This window comes from Blautia sp. 2227st1_G12_2227SCRN_220401 (assembly GCF_039062885.1).
In the GTDB taxonomy this organism is placed as follows: Bacteria; Bacillota; Clostridia; order Lachnospirales; family Lachnospiraceae; genus Blautia_A; species Blautia_A fusiformis.
In genome coordinates this window covers 21,374-40,871 of record NZ_JBCLNI010000007.1, presented here as the reverse complement: position 1 = coordinate 40,871, position 19,498 = coordinate 21,374, and the positions used below count along the sequence as shown (strand labels likewise).

General features: G+C 44.3%; 18 protein-coding genes. 16 read left to right on the top strand and 2 right to left on the bottom strand.

The genetic code is table 11. The features are described from left to right. The 7 genes from ilvA (at position 1) to ABCM67_RS05055 (ending at position 9,535) form a co-directional block, all read left to right on the top strand. Positions 1-1,212 carry a threonine ammonia-lyase gene (ilvA, locus tag ABCM67_RS05085; protein WP_015525229.1) on the top strand — a complete coding sequence of 404 codons (1,212 nt, stop codon included), beginning with the start codon at positions 1-3 and terminating at the stop codon, positions 1,210-1,212. A gap of 107 nt (positions 1,213-1,319) precedes the next feature. Continuing rightward, positions 1,320-3,158, top strand: a complete 1,839-nt coding sequence (glmS, locus tag ABCM67_RS05080; protein ID WP_022427034.1) for a glutamine--fructose-6-phosphate transaminase (isomerizing) — start codon at positions 1,320-1,322, stop codon at positions 3,156-3,158. Positions 3,159-3,541: 383 nt separating this feature from the next. After that, positions 3,542-5,065, top strand: a complete 1,524-nt coding sequence (locus ABCM67_RS05075) for a DNA cytosine methyltransferase (protein WP_342992595.1) — start codon at positions 3,542-3,544, stop codon at positions 5,063-5,065. Between the two features lie 34 nt (positions 5,066-5,099). Then, on the top strand, positions 5,100-5,396 hold the full coding sequence (locus ABCM67_RS05070) for a hypothetical protein (protein ID WP_342992594.1): 297 nt from the start codon (positions 5,100-5,102) through the stop codon (positions 5,394-5,396). Between the two features lie 252 nt (positions 5,397-5,648). Then, on the top strand, positions 5,649-7,457 hold the full coding sequence (locus ABCM67_RS05065) for a Na/Pi cotransporter family protein (RefSeq protein ID WP_147603519.1): 1,809 nt from the start codon (positions 5,649-5,651) through the stop codon (positions 7,455-7,457). Positions 7,458-7,772: 315 nt separating this feature from the next. After that, complete coding sequence (locus ABCM67_RS05060) at positions 7,773-8,579, top strand: alpha/beta hydrolase (RefSeq protein WP_147603518.1); 807 nt, start codon at positions 7,773-7,775, stop codon at positions 8,577-8,579. A 131-nt stretch (positions 8,580-8,710) separates the two neighbouring features. Next, entirely contained in the window at positions 8,711-9,535 is an 825-nt protein-coding gene (locus ABCM67_RS05055) for an RNA methyltransferase (protein ID WP_022426508.1), read from the top strand. A 23-nt stretch (positions 9,536-9,558) separates the two neighbouring features. Here ABCM67_RS05055 and ABCM67_RS05050 read toward each other — a convergent pair whose 3' ends face one another. Next, positions 9,559-11,097 (bottom strand): helix-turn-helix domain-containing protein, encoded by a 1,539-nt coding sequence (locus tag ABCM67_RS05050; RefSeq protein WP_022426507.1) that lies wholly within the window; start codon positions 11,095-11,097, stop codon positions 9,559-9,561. Positions 11,098-11,297: 200 nt separating this feature from the next. Here ABCM67_RS05050 and ABCM67_RS05045 point away from each other — a divergent pair, with 200 nt between their 5' ends. The 8 genes from ABCM67_RS05045 (at position 11,298) to queA (ending at position 17,080) form a co-directional block, all read left to right on the top strand. Further along, positions 11,298-12,293, top strand: coding sequence for a uroporphyrinogen decarboxylase family protein (locus ABCM67_RS05045; RefSeq protein ID WP_021652564.1), 996 nt, complete (start codon positions 11,298-11,300; stop codon positions 12,291-12,293). Positions 12,294-12,476: 183 nt separating this feature from the next. Then, complete coding sequence (gene ylxM / locus ABCM67_RS05040; protein WP_015525222.1) at positions 12,477-12,800, top strand: YlxM family DNA-binding protein; 324 nt, start codon at positions 12,477-12,479, stop codon at positions 12,798-12,800. 3 nt (positions 12,801-12,803) lie between these two features. Beyond that, positions 12,804-14,156, top strand: a complete 1,353-nt coding sequence (gene ffh, locus ABCM67_RS05035) for a signal recognition particle protein (RefSeq protein WP_021652565.1) — start codon at positions 12,804-12,806, stop codon at positions 14,154-14,156. 45 nt (positions 14,157-14,201) lie between these two features. Continuing rightward, positions 14,202-14,447: a 30S ribosomal protein S16 gene (gene rpsP, locus ABCM67_RS05030; protein WP_015525220.1), complete on the top strand. Its 246-nt coding sequence runs from the start codon at positions 14,202-14,204 to the stop codon at positions 14,445-14,447. 55 nt (positions 14,448-14,502) lie between these two features. Next, on the top strand, positions 14,503-14,733 hold the full coding sequence (locus ABCM67_RS05025; protein ID WP_015525219.1) for a KH domain-containing protein: 231 nt from the start codon (positions 14,503-14,505) through the stop codon (positions 14,731-14,733). A gap of 59 nt (positions 14,734-14,792) precedes the next feature. Beyond that, positions 14,793-15,299, top strand: a complete 507-nt coding sequence (gene rimM / locus ABCM67_RS05020) for a ribosome maturation factor RimM (RefSeq protein WP_022426506.1) — start codon at positions 14,793-14,795, stop codon at positions 15,297-15,299. Next, on the top strand, positions 15,300-16,052 hold the full coding sequence (trmD, locus tag ABCM67_RS05015) for a tRNA (guanosine(37)-N1)-methyltransferase TrmD (RefSeq protein ID WP_015525216.1): 753 nt from the start codon (positions 15,300-15,302) through the stop codon (positions 16,050-16,052). It begins immediately after the preceding gene. Positions 16,053-16,054: 2 nt separating this feature from the next. Beyond that, on the top strand, positions 16,055-17,080 hold the full coding sequence (queA, locus tag ABCM67_RS05010) for a tRNA preQ1(34) S-adenosylmethionine ribosyltransferase-isomerase QueA (protein WP_195634839.1): 1,026 nt from the start codon (positions 16,055-16,057) through the stop codon (positions 17,078-17,080). Positions 17,081-17,177: 97 nt separating this feature from the next. On the opposite strand, the gene ABCM67_RS05005 is transcribed toward queA, so the two are convergent. Continuing rightward, the gene (locus tag ABCM67_RS05005; protein ID WP_059085892.1) at positions 17,178-18,497 is read right to left on the bottom strand and encodes a CapA family protein; all 1,320 of its coding nucleotides are present in this window, start codon (positions 18,495-18,497) and stop codon (positions 17,178-17,180) included. Between the two features lie 153 nt (positions 18,498-18,650). Here ABCM67_RS05005 and ABCM67_RS05000 point away from each other — a divergent pair, with 153 nt between their 5' ends. Next, positions 18,651-19,496: a deoxyribonuclease IV gene (locus ABCM67_RS05000; RefSeq protein ID WP_022426503.1), complete on the top strand. Its 846-nt coding sequence runs from the start codon at positions 18,651-18,653 to the stop codon at positions 19,494-19,496. The last annotated feature ends 2 nt before the right edge of the window (positions 19,497-19,498 follow it).

The window sequence follows — 19,498 nt, the reverse complement described above, 5'->3', positions numbered from 1 at the left end:
ATGCTTACATTAGAGAGCTTTGAGGAAGCGGCAGCAAAAGTAAAAGAAGTGACACAGGAAACAAAGCTGATATACAGCAGTTATTTCTCAGATATGACGGGAAATAAGGTTTATCTGAAGCCAGAGAATATGCAGCGTACCGGTGCATATAAGGTGCGTGGCGCATATTACAAGATCAGCACACTTTCTGACGAAGAGAGGAACAAAGGTCTGATCACTGCATCTGCAGGAAATCATGCCCAGGGTGTTGCTTATGCTGCACATAAATATGGAGTAAAAGCAGTCATTGTCATGCCAACTACCACACCACTGATCAAGGTAGAGCGCACCAAGAGTTACGGTGCGGAGGTTATCCTTCACGGCGACGTATATGACGAAGCCTGCGCACACGCACTTGCCCTTGCAGAAGAAAAAGGATATACCTTTATCCATCCATTTGACGATCCGGCAGTAGCAACCGGTCAGGGAACTATCGCCATGGAGATCGTACAGGAACTTCCGCTTGTAGATTACATCCTGGTACCGATCGGAGGGGGCGGACTTGCTACAGGTGTCTCTACACTTGCGAAGCTTCTGAACCCACACATCAAAGTCATCGGTGTTGAGCCGGCAGGCGCAGCATGTATGAAGGCATCCCTGGAGAAAGGTGAGGTCGTAACGCTTCCTCACGTAAATACTATCGCAGATGGTACTGCAGTACAGACTCCGGGAAAAAATATCTTCCCATATATCCAGGAAAATCTGGACGATATCATTACCATCGATGATGATGAGCTGATCGTGGCTTTTCTGGATATGGTAGAAAACCACAAGATGATCGTAGAGAACTCAGGACTTCTTACTGTAGCAGCTCTCCGTCATCTGGATGTAAAGAATAAGAAGATCGTTTCCATCTTAAGCGGTGGAAATATGGATGTGATCACCATGTCATCGGTTGTACAGCACGGACTGATCCAGCGTGACCGTATCTTTACCGTATCCGTACTTATTCCGGATAAGCCAGGTGAACTGGTACGTGTTGCAAGTGTGATCGCTGAAAATCAGGGTAATGTTATCAAACTGGATCATAACCAGTTTGTAAGTACCAACCGAAATGCAGCCGTAGAACTTCGGATCACTATGGAAGCATTCGGAACAGATCATAAGAATCAGATCGTTGCAGCTCTGGAAAAAGCGGGTTGCAAACCGAGAGTGGTACGTGCTATACTGTAGGACGTGTTATATTGCAATAACTGAAACTTCTGACCGGACTGTTGCATATGATGTAACAGCCCGGTCTTTTGCGAAAATACCTGCATAGACAGAAAGGACAGATAAATATGTGTGGAATTGTAGGATTTACAGGTAGACACCAGGCAGCTCCGATCCTTTTAGATGGACTCTCCAAGCTGGAATACAGAGGATATGATTCCGCTGGAATCGCCGTACGTGACGGCGAGGACGAGACGGAAGTGATCAAAGCCAAGGGAAGACTGAAAGTTCTGTCAGAAAAGACAAACGGCGGAGAGACTGTACCGGGAACCTGTGGTATCGGTCATACCAGATGGGCAACTCATGGTGAACCTTCTGAGAACAATGCACATCCGCATATGACAGACGACGGTAATATCGTAGCAGTCCACAACGGCATCATTGAGAACTATCAGGAACTGAAAAATAAGCTCACCCGTAAAGGCTATACTTTCTATTCTGAGACCGATACCGAGGTAGCAGTCAAGCTGATCGATTATTATTACAAGAAATACGAGGGAACACCGGTGGATGCCATCACACATTCCATGGTACGTATCCGTGGTTCCTATGCCCTTGCGATCATGTTCAAGGATTATCCGGGTGAAATATATGTAGCCAGAAAAGACAGCCCCATGATCCTTGGAGTGGCAGAAGATGAATCCTTTATCGCTTCTGACGTACCGGCGATCCTGAAATACACCCGCAATGTATATTATATCGGCAATCTGGAGATGGCGCGTGTGAAAAAAGGCGAAGTCACCTTCTACAATCTTGATGGAGATGAGATCGAGAAAGAGCTGAAAACCATTGAATGGGATGCAGAAGCAGCGGAAAAAGCCGGATATGAGCATTTCATGATGAAAGAGATCCATGAACAGCCAAAGGCAGTACTGGATACGTTGAATTCCGTGCTCAAGGATGGAAAGATCGACCTCAGTGAAGTTGGCCTGGAAGAAGAAAGCATCCGGAACATCCAGCAGATCTATATCATAGCCTGCGGCTCCGCTTATCATGTAGGAATGGCAGCACAGTATGTGATCGAGGATCTTGCACAGATCCCGGTAAGGGTAGAGCTCGCTTCCGAATTCCGTTACCGAAAAATGGCCCTTAACACCAACAGCCTTGCAGTGATCATCAGCCAGTCCGGTGAAACAGCAGACAGTCTTGCAGCACTTCGTAAATGCAAGGAAAATGGTATTCGTACACTGGGAATCGTTAATGTAGTGGGATCTTCCATTGCACGTGAGGCTGATAATGTATTTTATACTCTGGCCGGACCGGAGATTTCTGTAGCTACTACCAAGGCGTACAGCACACAGCTGATCGCAGCTTATACACTTGCGATCCAGTTTGCAATGGTAAGAGGAACGATCACAGAAGAAGCCTACAGTAATTATATCAGTGAACTGCAGACACTTCCGGATAAGATCTGTAAGATCCTGGAAGATAAGGAGCGTATCCAGTGGTTTGCCTCAAAACAGGCAAATGTAAAAGATGCTTTCTTTGTAGGAAGAGGAATTGATTACGCTATCAGCCTGGAGGGCAGTCTGAAGATGAAAGAGATCAGTTACATTCACTCTGAAGCCTATGCTGCCGGAGAGCTGAAACACGGAACGATCTCCCTGATCGAAGACGGAACTCTTGTGATCGGTGTGCTGACCCAGCCGGATCTCTACGAAAAAACAGTCAGCAATATGGTTGAGTGTAAGAGCCGTGGCGCCTACCTTATGGGCCTGACCACATTTGGCAATTACAATATCGAGGATACCGCAGACTTCACCGTCTACATCCCGAAAACAGACCCGCACTTTGCAACATCCCTGGCAGTGATCCCGCTTCAGCTTCTGGGCTACTATGTAAGCGTAGCCAAAGGACTGGATGTGGATAAGCCACGAAATCTGGCGAAGAGCGTGACAGTGGAGTAAAAAATATATATGGACTATAGAGAAAGCCTCAGAGTATGTATATGCGAAAATACTCTGAGGCTTTTTTATAAAATCTTTACGCAAAAATAGTTTCATGGTATCATATAGACATATGATGCTGTGAAATTATTTTGCTTTTCAGGGGATATTAAGAAGGGGTGACGGGTACATGCTTATGCCGGTAGTGCCAGAGAGGAGATTGAACTGAAACCAGAGTGCCCGGACAGCCATAGAGCAGATAAAGGAGAAAAATTATCCGGAGTCTTTACAGAAATGTACAGGGAATATCCTGGCTTGTGGGGATCAATTATAACAAACCAATCAACAGTGGTAAGCTTTTGGAGCTGCTGTCACAGTACAAATAATAAGATAGGAAAAAATATATGAAGAATACAGTGGTGATCTTTAATGCCGGTATCGGTGCGCTGACTCTTGGTTTTCAAAATGCCGGTTATGAGATTTTGAAAGCATATGAGCCGGACAGAAAAGTGATAGAGATCTATCAGGAAAATATAAGTCAAAATGTAACTGCATGCAGCCTTTCTTCCATAGATCCTGTCACAGTTCCGGACAGTGATGTCTGGGCTTTTGATCTGACGCAGTCGAAAGCAGAAGAGGTGTTTTATAGTTTGACCCTGGTGCAAAGAAGACGACCGCCGGCCATTCTTTTTGTTATGAAAAAGCAATTATGGAAAGGGTTCATAAAGGAGCACATTTTTCAGCTGCAAGAATATGGATACCATATCACGCATAAAAATATCCAGAGTTCGGAGGTTACTGCATTTCCGCTGCGGGAAGAATTTGCATATATTGTTTCAAAAAGAGTGAATGCTTCGGATATGATCATGCCGGTGCAGGTCCATAAGAGTAGTATCCTGTTGGATGGCTGGGTGGAAATGAATCCACAGGATTCTTGGTATTACAGAATTGATTTTGCGAAAGAGAAGATTGATGCTTCGCATGCCGGTGACAGCGTTTTGTGTTGGGAAAAAGGCGGTTATCGGGAATCCGGGCAGGTTCGCCTGAATCTGATAAAAATGCCGCTGATCCGTATCCATGGCGTCTATCATAAGATCACACACAATGAAATAGCCAGATTAAAGGGATTTCCGGAAGATTTTCCACGTTCTGTGTCAAACAAAAGCCGAATGTACAGAAGTCTGGTATATGCGCCGAACATAAAAGTGACAGAACAGGTCGTTCGCAATCTCTGCGTAGAACCCTATATAAATTCAGAGGGTGATGTGCAGATGAAAAACTGGGAAAATATGGCCCGCTTTAAGCAGCTTTTTGAAAAATACCTTACATATAAAGGGGTTTCTTTCCAAAGCGATGAATGGGTCTTTATGACCAGAATGTACAGTGATTCCAAAGAAATCGCTACACTTAAACGGTTGCAGAGTTATAGCCGTCTGGTTGGAAAAGCAGTGTCAGATCAGAAAAAGGATCTGCCATTACAAAATATCTGTGTAGTGGCGAATCTGGTCTCTGATGAGACTAAGAGAAAGTACGAAGAGGCGAAGCTTGGATATGTCTGGGACATCCGAAATGTGCTGTGGCTCTTTGAGGACTATCCGGAACTGAAGAACGAACTGATCTCGATTCTGAATTATTCGGTGGAAAACATAGAACCGGAGAGACCGGAGCCTTTTATCTTTGAGGAAAGCAGCCAGATGGAGAATACGGATCCGGAATCGGTTGCTGACAGCTATATAGCGCAGTTAAAAGTGTTGGAGACCGGTAGTGCAGCTTTCAAGAAATATGAGGAACTTTGTGTTTCTATTCTGAAATATATCCTTGGAGAATATCTGACTTTGTGGGAGCAGCAGAAGACAACAGAGGAAGATCTGTATCGTTTTGACATGTGCTGTAAGATCAAAAACGGGGTGACACAGGACTTTTTTTGACACGATCTGTAAGTATTTTTCTACGAAGTATATCGTGTTCGAGTTTAAAAACTATGAAAAGCCTATTACTCAGAGGGAAATTTACACTACAGAAAAATATCTGTACGAAAAAGCTCTCCGTAAAGTTGCGATCATTATTTCCAGAAAAGGAGCGGATAAACATGCGAAAATGGCTGCACGGGGAAGTCTACGGGAAAGCGGGAAACTGATCATCTGCCTGTCCGATGAAGATTTGAAAGCGATGCTCCAGATAAAAAAAGAAGGGGAAAAAACAACGGGAGGGTATTTGGAAGATATTTTGGATGATATGCTGATGCGCCTGGAAAAATAGAAAATTTTGTGAAAAATCACTCAAAAATCCCCATTTCGAGGGCAGAGTTTTGGAAGATAATCCGCTGCCTTCGAATTTTTTTATTTTCGAAATAAATCTGTTGTTGTAATATGGAAATTGATGTGGCATAATAAATGGGAAAATGTTAAAAATAAGAAAAATCCAGATTAAGGAAATGTAAAGTCGCATTTTCAGGATAACATGGCTCCTGACAGGTTATGACAGGAAGCGAGTATGACAAAGGAGAAAATTATGGCAATTTTTTCAATGATCTTATCTTTGTTGTGTGGAGTATCATTATTTTTGTTTGGTATGTCCCTAATGGGCGATGGTCTGAAGCTGGCAGCAGGTAATAAGCTGGAAGCATTTCTTTATAAGATGACCAATACTCCGCTGAAGGGTGTCGCACTTGGTACTGGTGTTACCAGTGTGATCCAGTCGTCTTCTGCGACGACAGTTATGGTGATCGGTTTTGTAAACTCCGGTATGATGAAACTGAAACAGGCGATCGGTATCATCATGGGAGCCAATATCGGAACCAGTATTACTGGCTGGATCTTATGTCTTTCTTATATTGAAGGATCTAATGGAATCGCTAGTGTTCTTTCCACAGCAACTATTTCTGCTGTTGTGGCTGTAGTTGGTATTATTTTCCGTATGTTCTGTAAGCGTACCTTACATAAGAACGTGGGAAATATCATGCTTGGTTTTGCAATCCTGATGACAGGTATGCAGATGATGAGTGGTGCGGTATCTCCATTGCGTGAGAGTCCGATGTTCATCAAGATGCTGACTATGTTTTCCAATCCGATCGCGGGTATTCTCGTAGGTATCGCTTTTACTGCGGTACTCCAGAGTGCGTCTGCAACAGTCGGTGTGCTCCAGGCTCTTTCCGTAACCGGTATCCTGACATTTGCAAGTGCATTTCCGATCGTTCTTGGTATCGGTGTTGGTGCTGCATGTCCAGTTCTGATCTCAGCCATCGGAGCAAATAAGAACGGTAAAAGAACTGCTCTTGTATATCTGATCAATGACCTGTTTGGTCTGATCCTCTGGTCGGTGATCTTTTATACCGTGAATGCGTTTGTACATTTTACATTTATGGATATGACCATGACACCGGTAGCGATCGCGCTTTTGAATACGGTGTTCCGTCTGGCAACGGTTATCGTGCTGTTCCCGTTTATTTCAAAGATCGAGAAGCTGGTATGCTGGCTTGTGAAGGATGACAAAGAAGATCTGGAAGATGAGGCAGACTTTGATCTTCTGGAAGAGCGTCTTCTGAATTACCCGGCCCTTGCTATCGCACAGTGTCACCGTGTAATGAACGGAATGTCCAAGAAGCTCCGTAAGAATGTCAACAGAGCCATGAATCTTCTGAATGATTATCAGCAGGATAAGTATGATAAGGTTCAGCGAAAAGAGGATCTGATCGACAAGTATGAAAGTCGTCTAGGAGAGTATCTGATCCAGCTGACAAAGAGAGAGATGAATTCTGCACAGACAAGACAGACTTCACTGTATCTGCATACGATCAATGACTTTGAGCGTATCGGTGATCATGCTTCTTACATTGCTCATATGTCCAATGAAATGCATGATAACCATACGAATTTTTCACAGGAAGCCTGGGATGAGCTGAATGTTGTTATGGAGGCAGTTCGTGAGGATATCAATATAACCTGCAATGCTTTCATGAAAGACGATAAAGAAATGGCACAGAGAGTAGCACCTCTCGGAGCTGTGATCACAGGACTTTGTGATGTACTGAAGATGCGTCATGCAGAGCGACTGAGCCAAGGCAAATGCGGACTGGAAGAGGGAACGGTATTTAGTGATATCCTCAACAGTTTCTGTCGTATCGCAACTCACTGTGCAAGTGCTATGGTGGCACTTATGAAGAGCGGAGAGACAGGATCTGATCTTCATATTCACGATTCCAAGATCTATCCCACAAACAATGCGGACTACTACCAGTATTTCAAGGAATACGGACAGAAATATGATATTGGAAATCAGGAAGGCCATATGCTCAGCATGGAGCCGGAAGAAGTAGAATAAGAAATTCAGGCAGCGGAAATGTAGATATTCCGCTGCCGTTTTTGTTAGGGATTTGCCCTAACAATGAAAAAAGAAGGGGCTGTCGCACTAATTTTTTAGTGCGACAGCCCCTTTGTACTGAGGTGATTATAGTTCAGAGAACAAAATATGTCACTCCTCTATTTTTCATTACTTTTTGTAAAAATCATATAATTGCTGATAATTAGTAATAGGGGTTATCAAAATACAGATTTCATGATATGATAAACCTATCAGATAGCGTGAGACATATAATGGGGATATGTATCTCGCAGCAAGAAAAGGGAGGTTTTTATTATGGGTGAAAGTATGATCACATCGTTTGACGGAACGAAACTGTATCTGAAAAAAGAAACGGCAGCAGACAATAAAGCTGTGATCGTGATTGTCCACGGACTTTGTGAGCACCAGGGCAGGTACGATTATTTTGCGGAAAAACTTCATGAGGCGGGAATCGGAACCTATCGTTTTGATCACAGAGGACACGGACGGTCTGAGGGTGAAGAGACTTTTTATTCAGATTTCAATGAGCTTCTGGACGACACCAACGTAGTTGTGGATATGGCAATTGAAGAAAATCCGGATGTCCCGGTATTTCTTCTTGGACACAGCATGGGCGGATTTACGGTTTCTCTGTACGGAGCCAAATATCCGGACAAAAAGCTCCGGGGGATCATTACCAGTGGTGCGCTGACCGCAGATAACGGCAATCTGATACGTGGTGTGCCGGGAGAAATGGATGTACATACGCGTCTTGCCAATCAGCTGGGTTCAGGTGTATGCTCTGTACAGGAAGTGGTAGACTGGTACGGAAAAGATCCATACAATAAACAGTCCTTTACAGCGGGGTTATGCTATGCGATCTGCGACGGACTTGACTGGTTCAAAGAGAAAAAAGCAGAGTTCCATTATCCGGTCCTTATGACACACGGCGAGAAAGACGGTCTGGTAAGTGTACAGGATACCTATGATTTCTTTAGGGAAGCAGGATCAAAAGACAAGCAGATGAAGATCTACGGCGGACTTTTTCATGAGATCCTGAATGAGTATTGTAAAGATGAAGTGATCGGGGATATGATCCGGTGGATGGAAGTGAGGATCTGAATATAAACAAATTGTTTTACAAGTAGCAGCAAAGCCAGGTGGAAACATATAACACCTGGCTTTCTTTTGCAAAGAGATTCTGTTACAATAGCAGGATGAAAACAAGAAGACAGAACAGGAGAAAAATAACCATGTCAAATATCATAGAAATCACAGATTTCAACGCTCCGGAGCTGGATGTATATGCCAGGATCTCGGAGATACAGCTTTTGAACCGGGCAGAACCGGAGAAGGGGATCTTTATTGCGGAGAGCCCGAAGGTTATTGAGAGAGCTTTGGATTCCGGGTGCCAGCCGATTTCTTTTCTGGTGGAACATAAACATGTTGAGGGTGAGGCAAAAGAACTGATCCGTCGTTGTGGAGACATTCCGGTTTATACGGCAGAATTTGATGTGCTAACGCAGCTGACCGGTTTCAAGCTCACAAGAGGGATGCTCTGTGCCATGCACCGACCGGCTCTTCCTGATATAGTCGATGTATGCAAAAATGCCCGCAGGATCGCAGTTCTGGAAAATGTGGTAAATCCTACTAATATAGGCGCGATCTTTCGTTCTGCGGCGGCTCTTGGAATGGATGCGGTACTGCTGACACCGGGATGCAGCAATCCATTGTACCGCCGTGCGATCCGTGTCAGCATGGGAACTGTATTTCAGATACCATGGACTTTTTTTGATGAAAAAACAGAGTGGAAAACGGAAGGTATCCGGTCTCTGAAAGCGATGGGATTTAAGACGGCAGCCATGGCTCTTAAGGAGGATTCTTTTGATATTGATGATCCTCATCTGATGGCAGAAGAAAAACTGGCAGTAGTTCTTGGGACAGAGGGGGATGGCCTTGCTTCAGAGACCATTGCGGACTGTGATTATACAGTATGTATTCCCATGGCCCATGGAGTGGATTCACTGAATGTGGCGGCAGCCAGTGCAGTTGCATTCTGGCAGCTGGGAAAACACTAAATATTTAAGAGAGTTCCCGTTTTTTATGATCTTGCATTCTGATTTTCTTCCTCCATATCCATCAGATGAAAAGAAAGCAGCAGATACAGGATCTCGCTTCTGTCTGTAAGGTCTGAATCCAGAAAAGCTTTGATCTTATCCAGACGATAAAGAAGAGTGCTTCTATGGATAAATAAAGCGCTGGCAGTGTGAGAAATGTTCTGGTTATGCTCCAGAAAACAACGCAGTGTTTCATAGAGATGAGATTGCTTTGCCTCATCCTTGTATTTCATTGACAGAAGCTTTTCGTGACAGATCATGTAAGCAGGAAGCTTTCTGGTAGCCTGTTCCAGGATATAGGGCAGAGCAATGGAGTCAAAATAGTGGATACTTTCTGCGGGATTTTTGCGTTTGCCGACCTGCAAGGTGACAGAAGCCTGTGTGTATTGACGGTGGAAATTGAAATGTCCAAGCATCTTCCGGCTGTATCCGGCGCTTAACATGCTGCTTTTGATAAAGCCCTCGATCTTATCGGAAATCTCATGGATAGTCAGAGTGCAGAGATCCAGATTGATAAAAAGCACAGCATTGCCCTTATGTTCCGTGGCACAGCTGGCGGGAATTGTGTTTTCCAGATAGTTGCAGATGGCATTAAGGGTCAGATTTTTCTGGTCGATCAGTCCGGTCTGGATCAGGATGCATTGATACATATGGGAAGAAAGCCATCCCACATTTGTCAGCTGCTGACTGATTTTTACATAATCAGCTCCGGGATCAGTCAGAATGGACATAAAAATCTGATGCAGAGGAAAAGCTTTATCCCGGCTGTGCATGATTCCTGTAGAAAGTGCATGGGATACCATCTGGGAAAGGTACTCCAGAACAAAACCAAACGTATCATCCAGGGGAACCTCACCTTCGGAAAACATCAGCCTGTATACTGCTTTATCATTATTGGAGATATTTACGCAAAGAGAAGGAGCAGTAAGGCCATTTCCCGGATAATAAAAATATCCGGTTTTATAAAAAGCCTCTTCGTAATGAGGATCCTGCTTCAGGCTGTCCACAATAGCCCAGGAATTTTCAGTGGAACCCAAAACAGAATTGGAAAGATCACTTAGATTCCAGTCTCTGGAGGCAATGATAGTAAAATCCATACCGATCAGCATCATTGGATTGGGAATAATGGAAGCTGTAAGATCCAGAAGCTCCTGGATAGATGCGTTCCGGAGACGGGAATCCATCAGGGACTGATTCCACTGATCATAGAGGATAAAAATATCCTGAATCCTGTTAAAGACAATATTGACTGGAATATCTTCAGGGATGATACACATGTTTGGCTGAGTTAATTCGTAGTTCTGATAGATTTTTCCAATCATCAGGAACAGAATATTTTTGGGATGATGAAAAGTGAGCTGAAAATCCGGATCTGTGATAAGGTAAACACGTCCATCCTGAAGAACGGTGTTCTTTTCAAAGCAGGAAGGGCAGGAAAGGGTGGGGGATGTATCCAGCCTGGATGTATGCATGGAAAATGATTTCTGCAGGTGATAGCATATGAGTTTTGCACTGAGTTTCAAGGAAAATCCTCCTTCCTATATTTTGTAGGAAAAAACAGGAATAATAGCCATATTATGTGGAATTGTGATTCTTTTGATTTACAGTATAATAGAATCATAAGGAAAAAACAAGTGCAGAAACAAGCCTTTTATGTTGGGGTGTGGCAAAACAAGTGCGGAAAAAAGGCTTTCCTGCATAATAACGTAGAGGAGGTGCGTTTATGTTAACAAAAAGACAAAATATGCTGGAAGTGATCCGCGGAGGAAATCCGGATCGTTTTGTAAAACAGTATGAGGGACTGACATTTGTTCTGAATACTCCATATCAGACGAAGTATCCTATGATGCCGGAAGGACCTGGTGCACCAACAGTAAAATGCGGATGGGGATATTATAATTCCTGGCCTGCAGGAACACCGGGAGCGTTTCCGCTCCATGATCCGGAGCATCTGGTATGTCCGGACGTCGCAGAGTGGAAAAAATATGTAAAGGCACCGGACATCAACTACACGGCAGAGGACTGGAAAGAATGCCAGGAGACAGTTGCCGGAATTGACCGGAATGAAACCATGGTTACTGCAATGGTTGCACCTGGAGTTTTTGAGATGTGCCATTATCTCTGTGAGATCCAGAATACCATGATCAATTTCTACGAAGAGCCGGAAGCCATGCATGAACTGATCGAATATATTACAGAGTGGGAACTGAAATGGGCAGAGCAGGTCTGCACCTATATGAAACCGGATGTTGTCTTCCATCATGATGACTGGGGAACACAGAAGTCTACATTTATCAGTGTGGATATGTTCCGTGAGTTCTTTATGGATTCTTACAAACGTATTTACGGATATTACCATGATCATGGTGTTGAACTGATCATCCACCATAATGACAGCTACAGTGCAACACTGGTTCCGACAATGATCGAGATGGGAATTGATGTATGGCAGGGCTGTATGTCTGTTAATGATCTTCCGAAGCTGATCAAAGAATATGGAAAAGATATCACATTTATGGGTGGTATCGATAACGGTAAAGTAGATCGCTTTGATTGGAATCAGGAAATGATCGAAGAGTCAACAGATCAGCTTTGCAGAGACTGTGGTAAGCTTTATTTTATTCCGTGCACCACTCATGGCCTGAATTTCTCATGTATCCCAGGTGTATATGAGGCAGTGGATAAGGAAATCGATAAAATGACAAAGGAAATGTTTTGATCGAAGCATAAGACTTATTAATAAGAAGTAAATAGAATAACAAAGGTCGGAAAAGCCTGCAAAACCCAGCAGAAAAGTGCTTTTCCGGCCTTTTTTTGTGAAATTCAGGAAAAAATAAAATTGTAAAGCAAAAACCCTTGACAGGTGTGCCGGAATCGTGTATGATAGCCAAGGTGATTACAGATGGAGAAATTTGTAGAGCAGACATTTTTATTTGATTTTTATGGAGAGCTTCTGACAGAGAGGCAGCGGCAGGTGTACACCAGTGTGGTATTTGAGGATTATTCCTTAAGTGAGGTTGCTGAGGAACTTGGCATCAGCAGACAGGGTGTGCATGATATGATCAGACGGTGCAATCGGACGTTGGAAGAATATGAAGAGAAGCTTCATCTGGTCGAGAAATTCCTGAACATCCGCAGTCAGGTCATAAAGATCCATGAACTGGCTGACAAGTACCACGCCGAAGATATTGCGGCGATTTCCAATGTGATATTAGAGGAGTTATGATCAATGGCATTTGAGAGTTTAACAGATAAACTGCAGAATGTATTTAAGAAGCTGAAGGGCAAGGGCCGTCTCACAGAGGCTGATGTCAAGGTAGCACTGAAGGAAGTTAAGATGGCGCTTCTGGAAGCGGATGTTAACTTTAAGGTCGTTAAGCAGTTTACGAAATCCGTTCAGGAAAAGGCTATCGGACAGGATGTTATGAATGGTCTGAATCCGGGACAGATGGTGATCAAGATCGTAAATGATGAGCTGGTCAACCTGATGGGAAGTGAGACAACAGAGCTTCCGATCAAACCGGGAATGGATCTTACCGTTCTTATGATGGTCGGTCTTCAGGGTGCAGGTAAGACAACGACGGTTGCCAAGCTGGCAGGCAAACTGAAATCCAAGGGAAAGAAACCACTGCTTGTGGCCTGTGATGTTTACCGTCCGGCAGCGATCACACAGTTGCAGGTAAACGGTGAGAAACAGGGCGTCGAGGTCTTTTCCATGGGAGATAAGCAGAATCCCGTGGATATTGCAAAAGCAGCTATCGAGCATGCGAAATCCAATCAGCAGAATGTTGTGCTCATCGATACAGCAGGACGTCTTCACATTGATGAGGATATGATGCAGGAGCTTGAGGATATCAAAGCGAATGTGAATGTAGATGCTACAGTGCTTGTAGTTGATGCCATGACAGGACAGGATGCAGTAAATGTGGCGCAGAACTTTTCTGATAAAGTCGGCATTGATGGTGTGATCCTGACTAAGATGGACGGTGATACACGAGGCGGCGCTGCGCTTTCCATTAAAGCCGTGACCGGCAAACCGATCTTCTATGTTGGTATGGGAGAGAAGCTTTCAGATCTGGAACAGTTTTATCCAGAACGTATGGCTTCCAGGATCCTTGGAATGGGCGATGTAATGAGTCTGATCGAGAAGGTGGAAGCATCTGTGGATCAGGAACAGGCTCAGGAGATGCAAAAGAAGCTGAAGAAAATGGACTTCGACTTCAATGATTATCTTACCAGCATGGAGCAGATGAACAAGATGGGTGGTATTTCCAGTATCCTGAACATGCTTCCCGGAATGGGCGGTAAGATGAAGGATATCGAGGGTATGATCGATGAGAAGGCTATGGACCGTACCAAGTCCATCATTCTTTCCATGACACCTCAGGAGAGAAGTAACCCCAACATTTTGAACATCTCACGCAAGAACCGTATCGCCAGAGGCGCCGGAGTGGATATTACAGAAGTAAATCGTCTTGTGAAGCAGTTTGAGCAGAGCAAGAAGATGATGAAACAGATGCCGGGATTAACAGGCGGCAAGATGAATATGGGAAAAAGAGGCGGCTTTAAGCTTCCCTTTTAATAAATAACAATAAATTTTCAGAAAGATAATTGGAGGAAAACAAAAATGGCAGTTAAGATCAGATTAAGAAGAATGGGACAGAAGAAAGCACCTTTCTATAGAATCGTAGTAGCAGATTCTCGCTGCAAACGTGACGGAAGATGCATCGCAGAGATCGGAACATATGATCCGAACCTTGACCCAAGCGTATACAAAATCGATGAAGAGGCAGCAAAAAAATGGCTTGCAGCTGGTGCTCAGCCTACAGAGGTAGTTGCTAAGCTTCTTAAACTTGCCGGAATCGAGAAATAATACCTGACAGATTTGGATCTGTGGCCTCAATGAGGTAGGAGCAAGGAGGTATGTAATGAAACAACTTGTAGAAGTAATTGCAAAATCTCTTGTTGAAAATCCGGATGAAGTAGTCGTTACTGAGACTGAAAAAGACGACGCGATTGTTGTTGAACTGAAGGTCGGACCGGCCGATATGGGTAAGGTTATCGGAAGACAGGGCAGAATTGCCAAGGCAATCCGTACTGTTGTGAAAGCGGCTTCTTCAAAAAGCAGCAAAAAAGTGATTGTAGATATTCTGCAATGAAAAAGAGACAGGAGCTGTGGATTCCATGGCTCCTGTTTTTACTCTGAAAGGGAGCAAAAATGGAAGATTTATTAAAGGTAGGAGTTATTACAACGACCCATGGCGTCCGTGGTGAAGTAAAAGTTTTTCCGACAACGGATGACGCAGAGCGTTTTCTTGATATTGAATATGTGCTTCTGGATACAGGAAAAGAGCTTCGCAGACTGAATATTCAGAATGTAAAGTTTTTTAAAAACCTTGCGATCCTGAAGTTTGAAGGCATTGACAACATCAATGATATTGAAATGTACAAGGGCCGTGAGCTTTGGATCCCACGTGAAGAGGCACAGGAGCTTGGCGAGGACGAATATTATGTAGCGGATCTTATCGGAATGGATGTACTTCTGGAGAATGGGGAGAAATTCGGAGTGCTCCGTGATGTGATGGAGACCGGCGCCAATGATGTTTATATTGTAGATCGTGTGGATGGCGAGGAAATCCTGCTTCCTGCGATCCATGACTGTGTTCTTGATGTGGATGTGGAAAAAAATACCATGACTGTACATTTGATGAAAGGGCTTGTTTAAATGAATTATCATGTACTTACATTATTTCCGGAAATGATCGAGAACGGAATGAACACAAGTATTACAGGCCGTGCCATTACAAAGGGACTGTTATCACTGGAAGCGATCAATATACGGGATTTTGCATTCAATAAGCACCAGAAGGTAGATGATTATCCTTATGGCGGTGGAGCCGGAATGCTGATGCAGGCGGAGCCGGTATATCTGTCTTATGAATCCATTGCAGAACGTATTGGAAGGAAACCCCGCGTGATCTTTCTGACTCCTCAGGGAAAAACCTTCAATCAGGATATGGCAAAAGAGTTTGCCCTGGAAGAAGACCTGGTTTTCCTCTGTGGTCATTATGAGGGAATTGATGAGCGTGTTCTGGAAGAAATCGTAACAGACTATGTTTCCATTGGTGATTATGTACTTACCGGTGGAGAACTTCCGGCTATGGTCATGATGGATTCTATTTCCAGAATGGTACCAGGTGTTCTGAATAATCAGGAATCCGGTGAGACGGAATCCTTTTCCGGGAATCTTCTGGAGTATCCCCAGTACAGCCGCCCGGAGGAATGGCATGGCAAAAAGGTTCCGGAGGTGCTGCTTTCCGGACACCATGCCAATGTGGATAAATGGAGAAGAGAGCAGTCTATCATCCGTACAGCCAAATGGAGGCCGGATCTTTTACCAAAAGCTGATCTGACCAACAAAGAGTGGAACGAGGTCCGCAGGCTTCGCAAACAGTGGAAAGAGGAAGTGGAAAAATAATTATGAAAACATCAGATTTTTATTATGATCTGCCGCAGGAACTGATCGCTCAGGATCCGCTGGAGGACAGAAGTTCTTCCAGACTGATGCATCTGTCCCTGAAAGATGGAAGTATCGAACATCGTCATTTTACCGATATACTGGATTACCTGCATAAGGGAGACTGTCTTGTGATCAATGATACCAAGGTTATCCCGGCACGTCTTTATGGTCACAAGGAAGAAACTGGAGCGCTGATCGAGATCCTGCTTCTAAAACGCCGCGAAAATGATATCTGGGAGTGTCTTGTAAAGCCGGGAAAAAAAGCACGTCCCGGTGCAAAGATCACTTTTGGTGACGGTATCCTGAAGGGTGAGATCATTGATATTGTAGATGAGGGAAACCGTCTGATTCAGTTCCATTATGAGGGGATTTTCGAAGAGATCCTGGATCAGCTGGGAGAAATGCCGCTGCCGCCGTATATTACCCACAAGCTGAAGGATAAGAACCGTTATCAGACTGTATATGCAAAGAATGAGGGATCTGCTGCCGCACCTACCGCAGGACTTCACTTCACGCCGGAGCTTCTTGAGAAAGCAAAGGAGAAGGGTGTGAATATTGCACATGTAACTTTACATGTAGGTCTCGGAACCTTCCGCCCGGTAAAGGTAGATGATGTAGAAAAGCACCACATGCACTCGGAGTTTTATATTGTGGAAGAAGATCAGGCAAAACTGATCAATGATACAAAGAAAAACGGCGGAAGAGTGATTTCTGTGGGAACTACCAGCTGCCGTACCCTGGAGTCCGCAGCCGGAGAGGATGGAATCGTGAAGGCCGGAAGCGGATGGACAGAGATCTTTATCTATCCTGGTTATAAATTCAAAGCTATCGATGGACTGATCACCAATTTCCATCTGCCGGAGTCAACGCTTCTGATGTTAGTTTCAGCCCTTGCCGGAAAAGAACATATTATGGCTGCTTATGAGGAAGCAGTACGGGAGAGATATCGTTTCTTCAGCTTTGGCGATGCCATGATGATCGAATAAGATACAAAATTACTCTTTATATTATAATATCCCAACGGATCGCAGCATAGAAACATGCAGTGCAGGATCTGTTGGGATATTATTTTTGTTATGCTATTTATTCTTCACTGTCAGAGCTTTCCGATGTAGCGGATGAAGAATCCGCAGCAGGAATCGCAGCACTGCGTTCCTCTATCTTGGATTTGATCCTGGAAGCTTCATCTCCGGATGCAGGAGTTGGCTGGTAGTTGTTGTAGCCATCTGCGGAAGAAATAGAGCAGGGAATGACATTGGTCACGTTATCAGCCTGTACGCCTTCTGAGGTGACAGTGAAGGTCTGCTGGAAGATCATGGTGTCCATATCACTTGGAGAACTGTTTCCTCCAAAACAGAAATTGCCAAGACTGTAGACGATGTTTTTTCCTTTATAGGTTTCGATTCCCTGGAGTACATGCGGATGATGGCCACATACCAGATCTGCACCTTCATCGATAGCAAGACGGCCAAGGGTCATCTGATTGGTATCAGGAACTGTTTCAGTCTCATTGCCCCAGTGGAAGATCACAACTATAAGCTCTGCTCCATCTGCTTTGACCTTTGCGATATTATCTTTCAGCTGCTGTTCGCGTTCAAGATGATCCTTCAGTTCATAAATTCCGACAAGACCAACTTTGATTCCCTTGATGTCCATAACTGCAGTATCATCATAACCGAAGTGTGTAATGCCTGCATTATCCAGAGCAGTCAGAGTATCCGTGTAGCTCTGCTCTCCGTAATCATGGCTGTGATTGTTTGCAGTGTTTACGGCTTCAACGGAACCGCTGGTGAGTATCTGAGCATATTCGGCAGGTGCTTTAAATGCAAAGGTTTTATCTTCTCTGGCATCGGAATCGGTGAGGGTTCCTTCAAAATTGGCAATTGTCAGGTCATCTGCCTCAAAGATGCTTTTTACATTCTTAAAGAAATAATCTTTGCCGTTGTTATCGTAGCATGCGTTCAGACTTGTGTCATAATCAAAGGTCTCATCGGTACCCAACGTGCAGTCCCCGACTACGCTGAGCGTCAGTGAAACGGGATCTTTCACAGCAGCAGCTTCTTCTTTTGCCTTTTTTGCGGCCTCCTCTTCCTGTGCCTTCTGCAAAGCGGCGGCTTCTGCAGCTTTCCGGGAAGAAATGCATGCACGTGCGGAAAAAATGATCACAAGAACAAGTATGATCAGGATCCCGCCAGCTGCAAGAAACATTTTCTGACGGCGTACCTGGTAATATCTGGATTTTTTGCTGATGTCATTCCTGCGAGTCCCAGTGGAATGTGAACGGGAATTACGGGATGCAGAACCAGAATGCTTCCGCCGTGCTTCCTGTGCTCTGGCGGCTTCTCTGCGTGCCTGCTCCGGATCATGGCCATGAGGCGGCCGCCTTTGATTGTCGTTTGCCATTCTTTTTCTCCTTCATATGTAAAGATATCTTTATTATAGAAAGAATGGTAAGTATTGTAAAGAAAGAATCGCGGACTTTTCAGAAAAAGAAGTTTTTGATATAATAATTAGGCCAAAAGGCAGAAATATAAACTACAGGGAGATGTTGCTGATATGGTATTATATATCGGAAATCATACAAGTTCGTCCAAAGGCTATGCTGCCATGGGGCGTCAGATGCTGAAAAACGGCGGAAATACGTTCGCTTTTTTTACCCGCAACCCCAGAGGCGGCAAGGCAAAAGAGATCGATCCCGCAGATGTGGAAAGATTTCTGGAGCTTTCCGGGGAAAATCATTTTGGAAAGCTGGTGGCCCATGCACCGTATACTATGAATGCCTGTGCCGCAAAAGAAAATCTGCGAGATTTTGCAAGAGAGATTATGGCAGATGATCTGAAACGTATGGAATATACACCGGGAAATTATTATAATTTTCACCCGGGCAGTCATGTAGGACAGGGAACTGAGACGGGAATTGCCAAAATCGCGGAAATCCTCAATGATGTCCTTACAGAAGAACAGAGTACGACCGTCCTTCTGGAAACTATGTCTGGCAAGGGTTCAGAAGTAGGAGCAACGTTTCAGGAGCTTCGTGATATCATTGACAGGGTGGAAAAAAATAATAAACTGGGTGTCTGCCTGGATACCTGTCATGTATGGGATGGCGGTTATGATATTGTCCATGATCTGGATGGTGTTCTTGATGAGTTTGACCGGGTGATCGGCCTTTCCAGATTGAAGGCTGTTCATCTTAACGACAGTATAAACGGACTGGGCAGTCATAAGGATCGTCATGCAAAGATCGGCGAAGGTCAGATCGGCCTGGATGCACTTGTGAATGTGGTGTGCCATCCGGCTCTTGAGGGAATTCCCTTTATTCTGGAGACACCAAATGATGATGAAGGATGGAAAAGAGAAATTGCACTTTTACGAGAACGATATTTCATGAAAGGAGATTGATC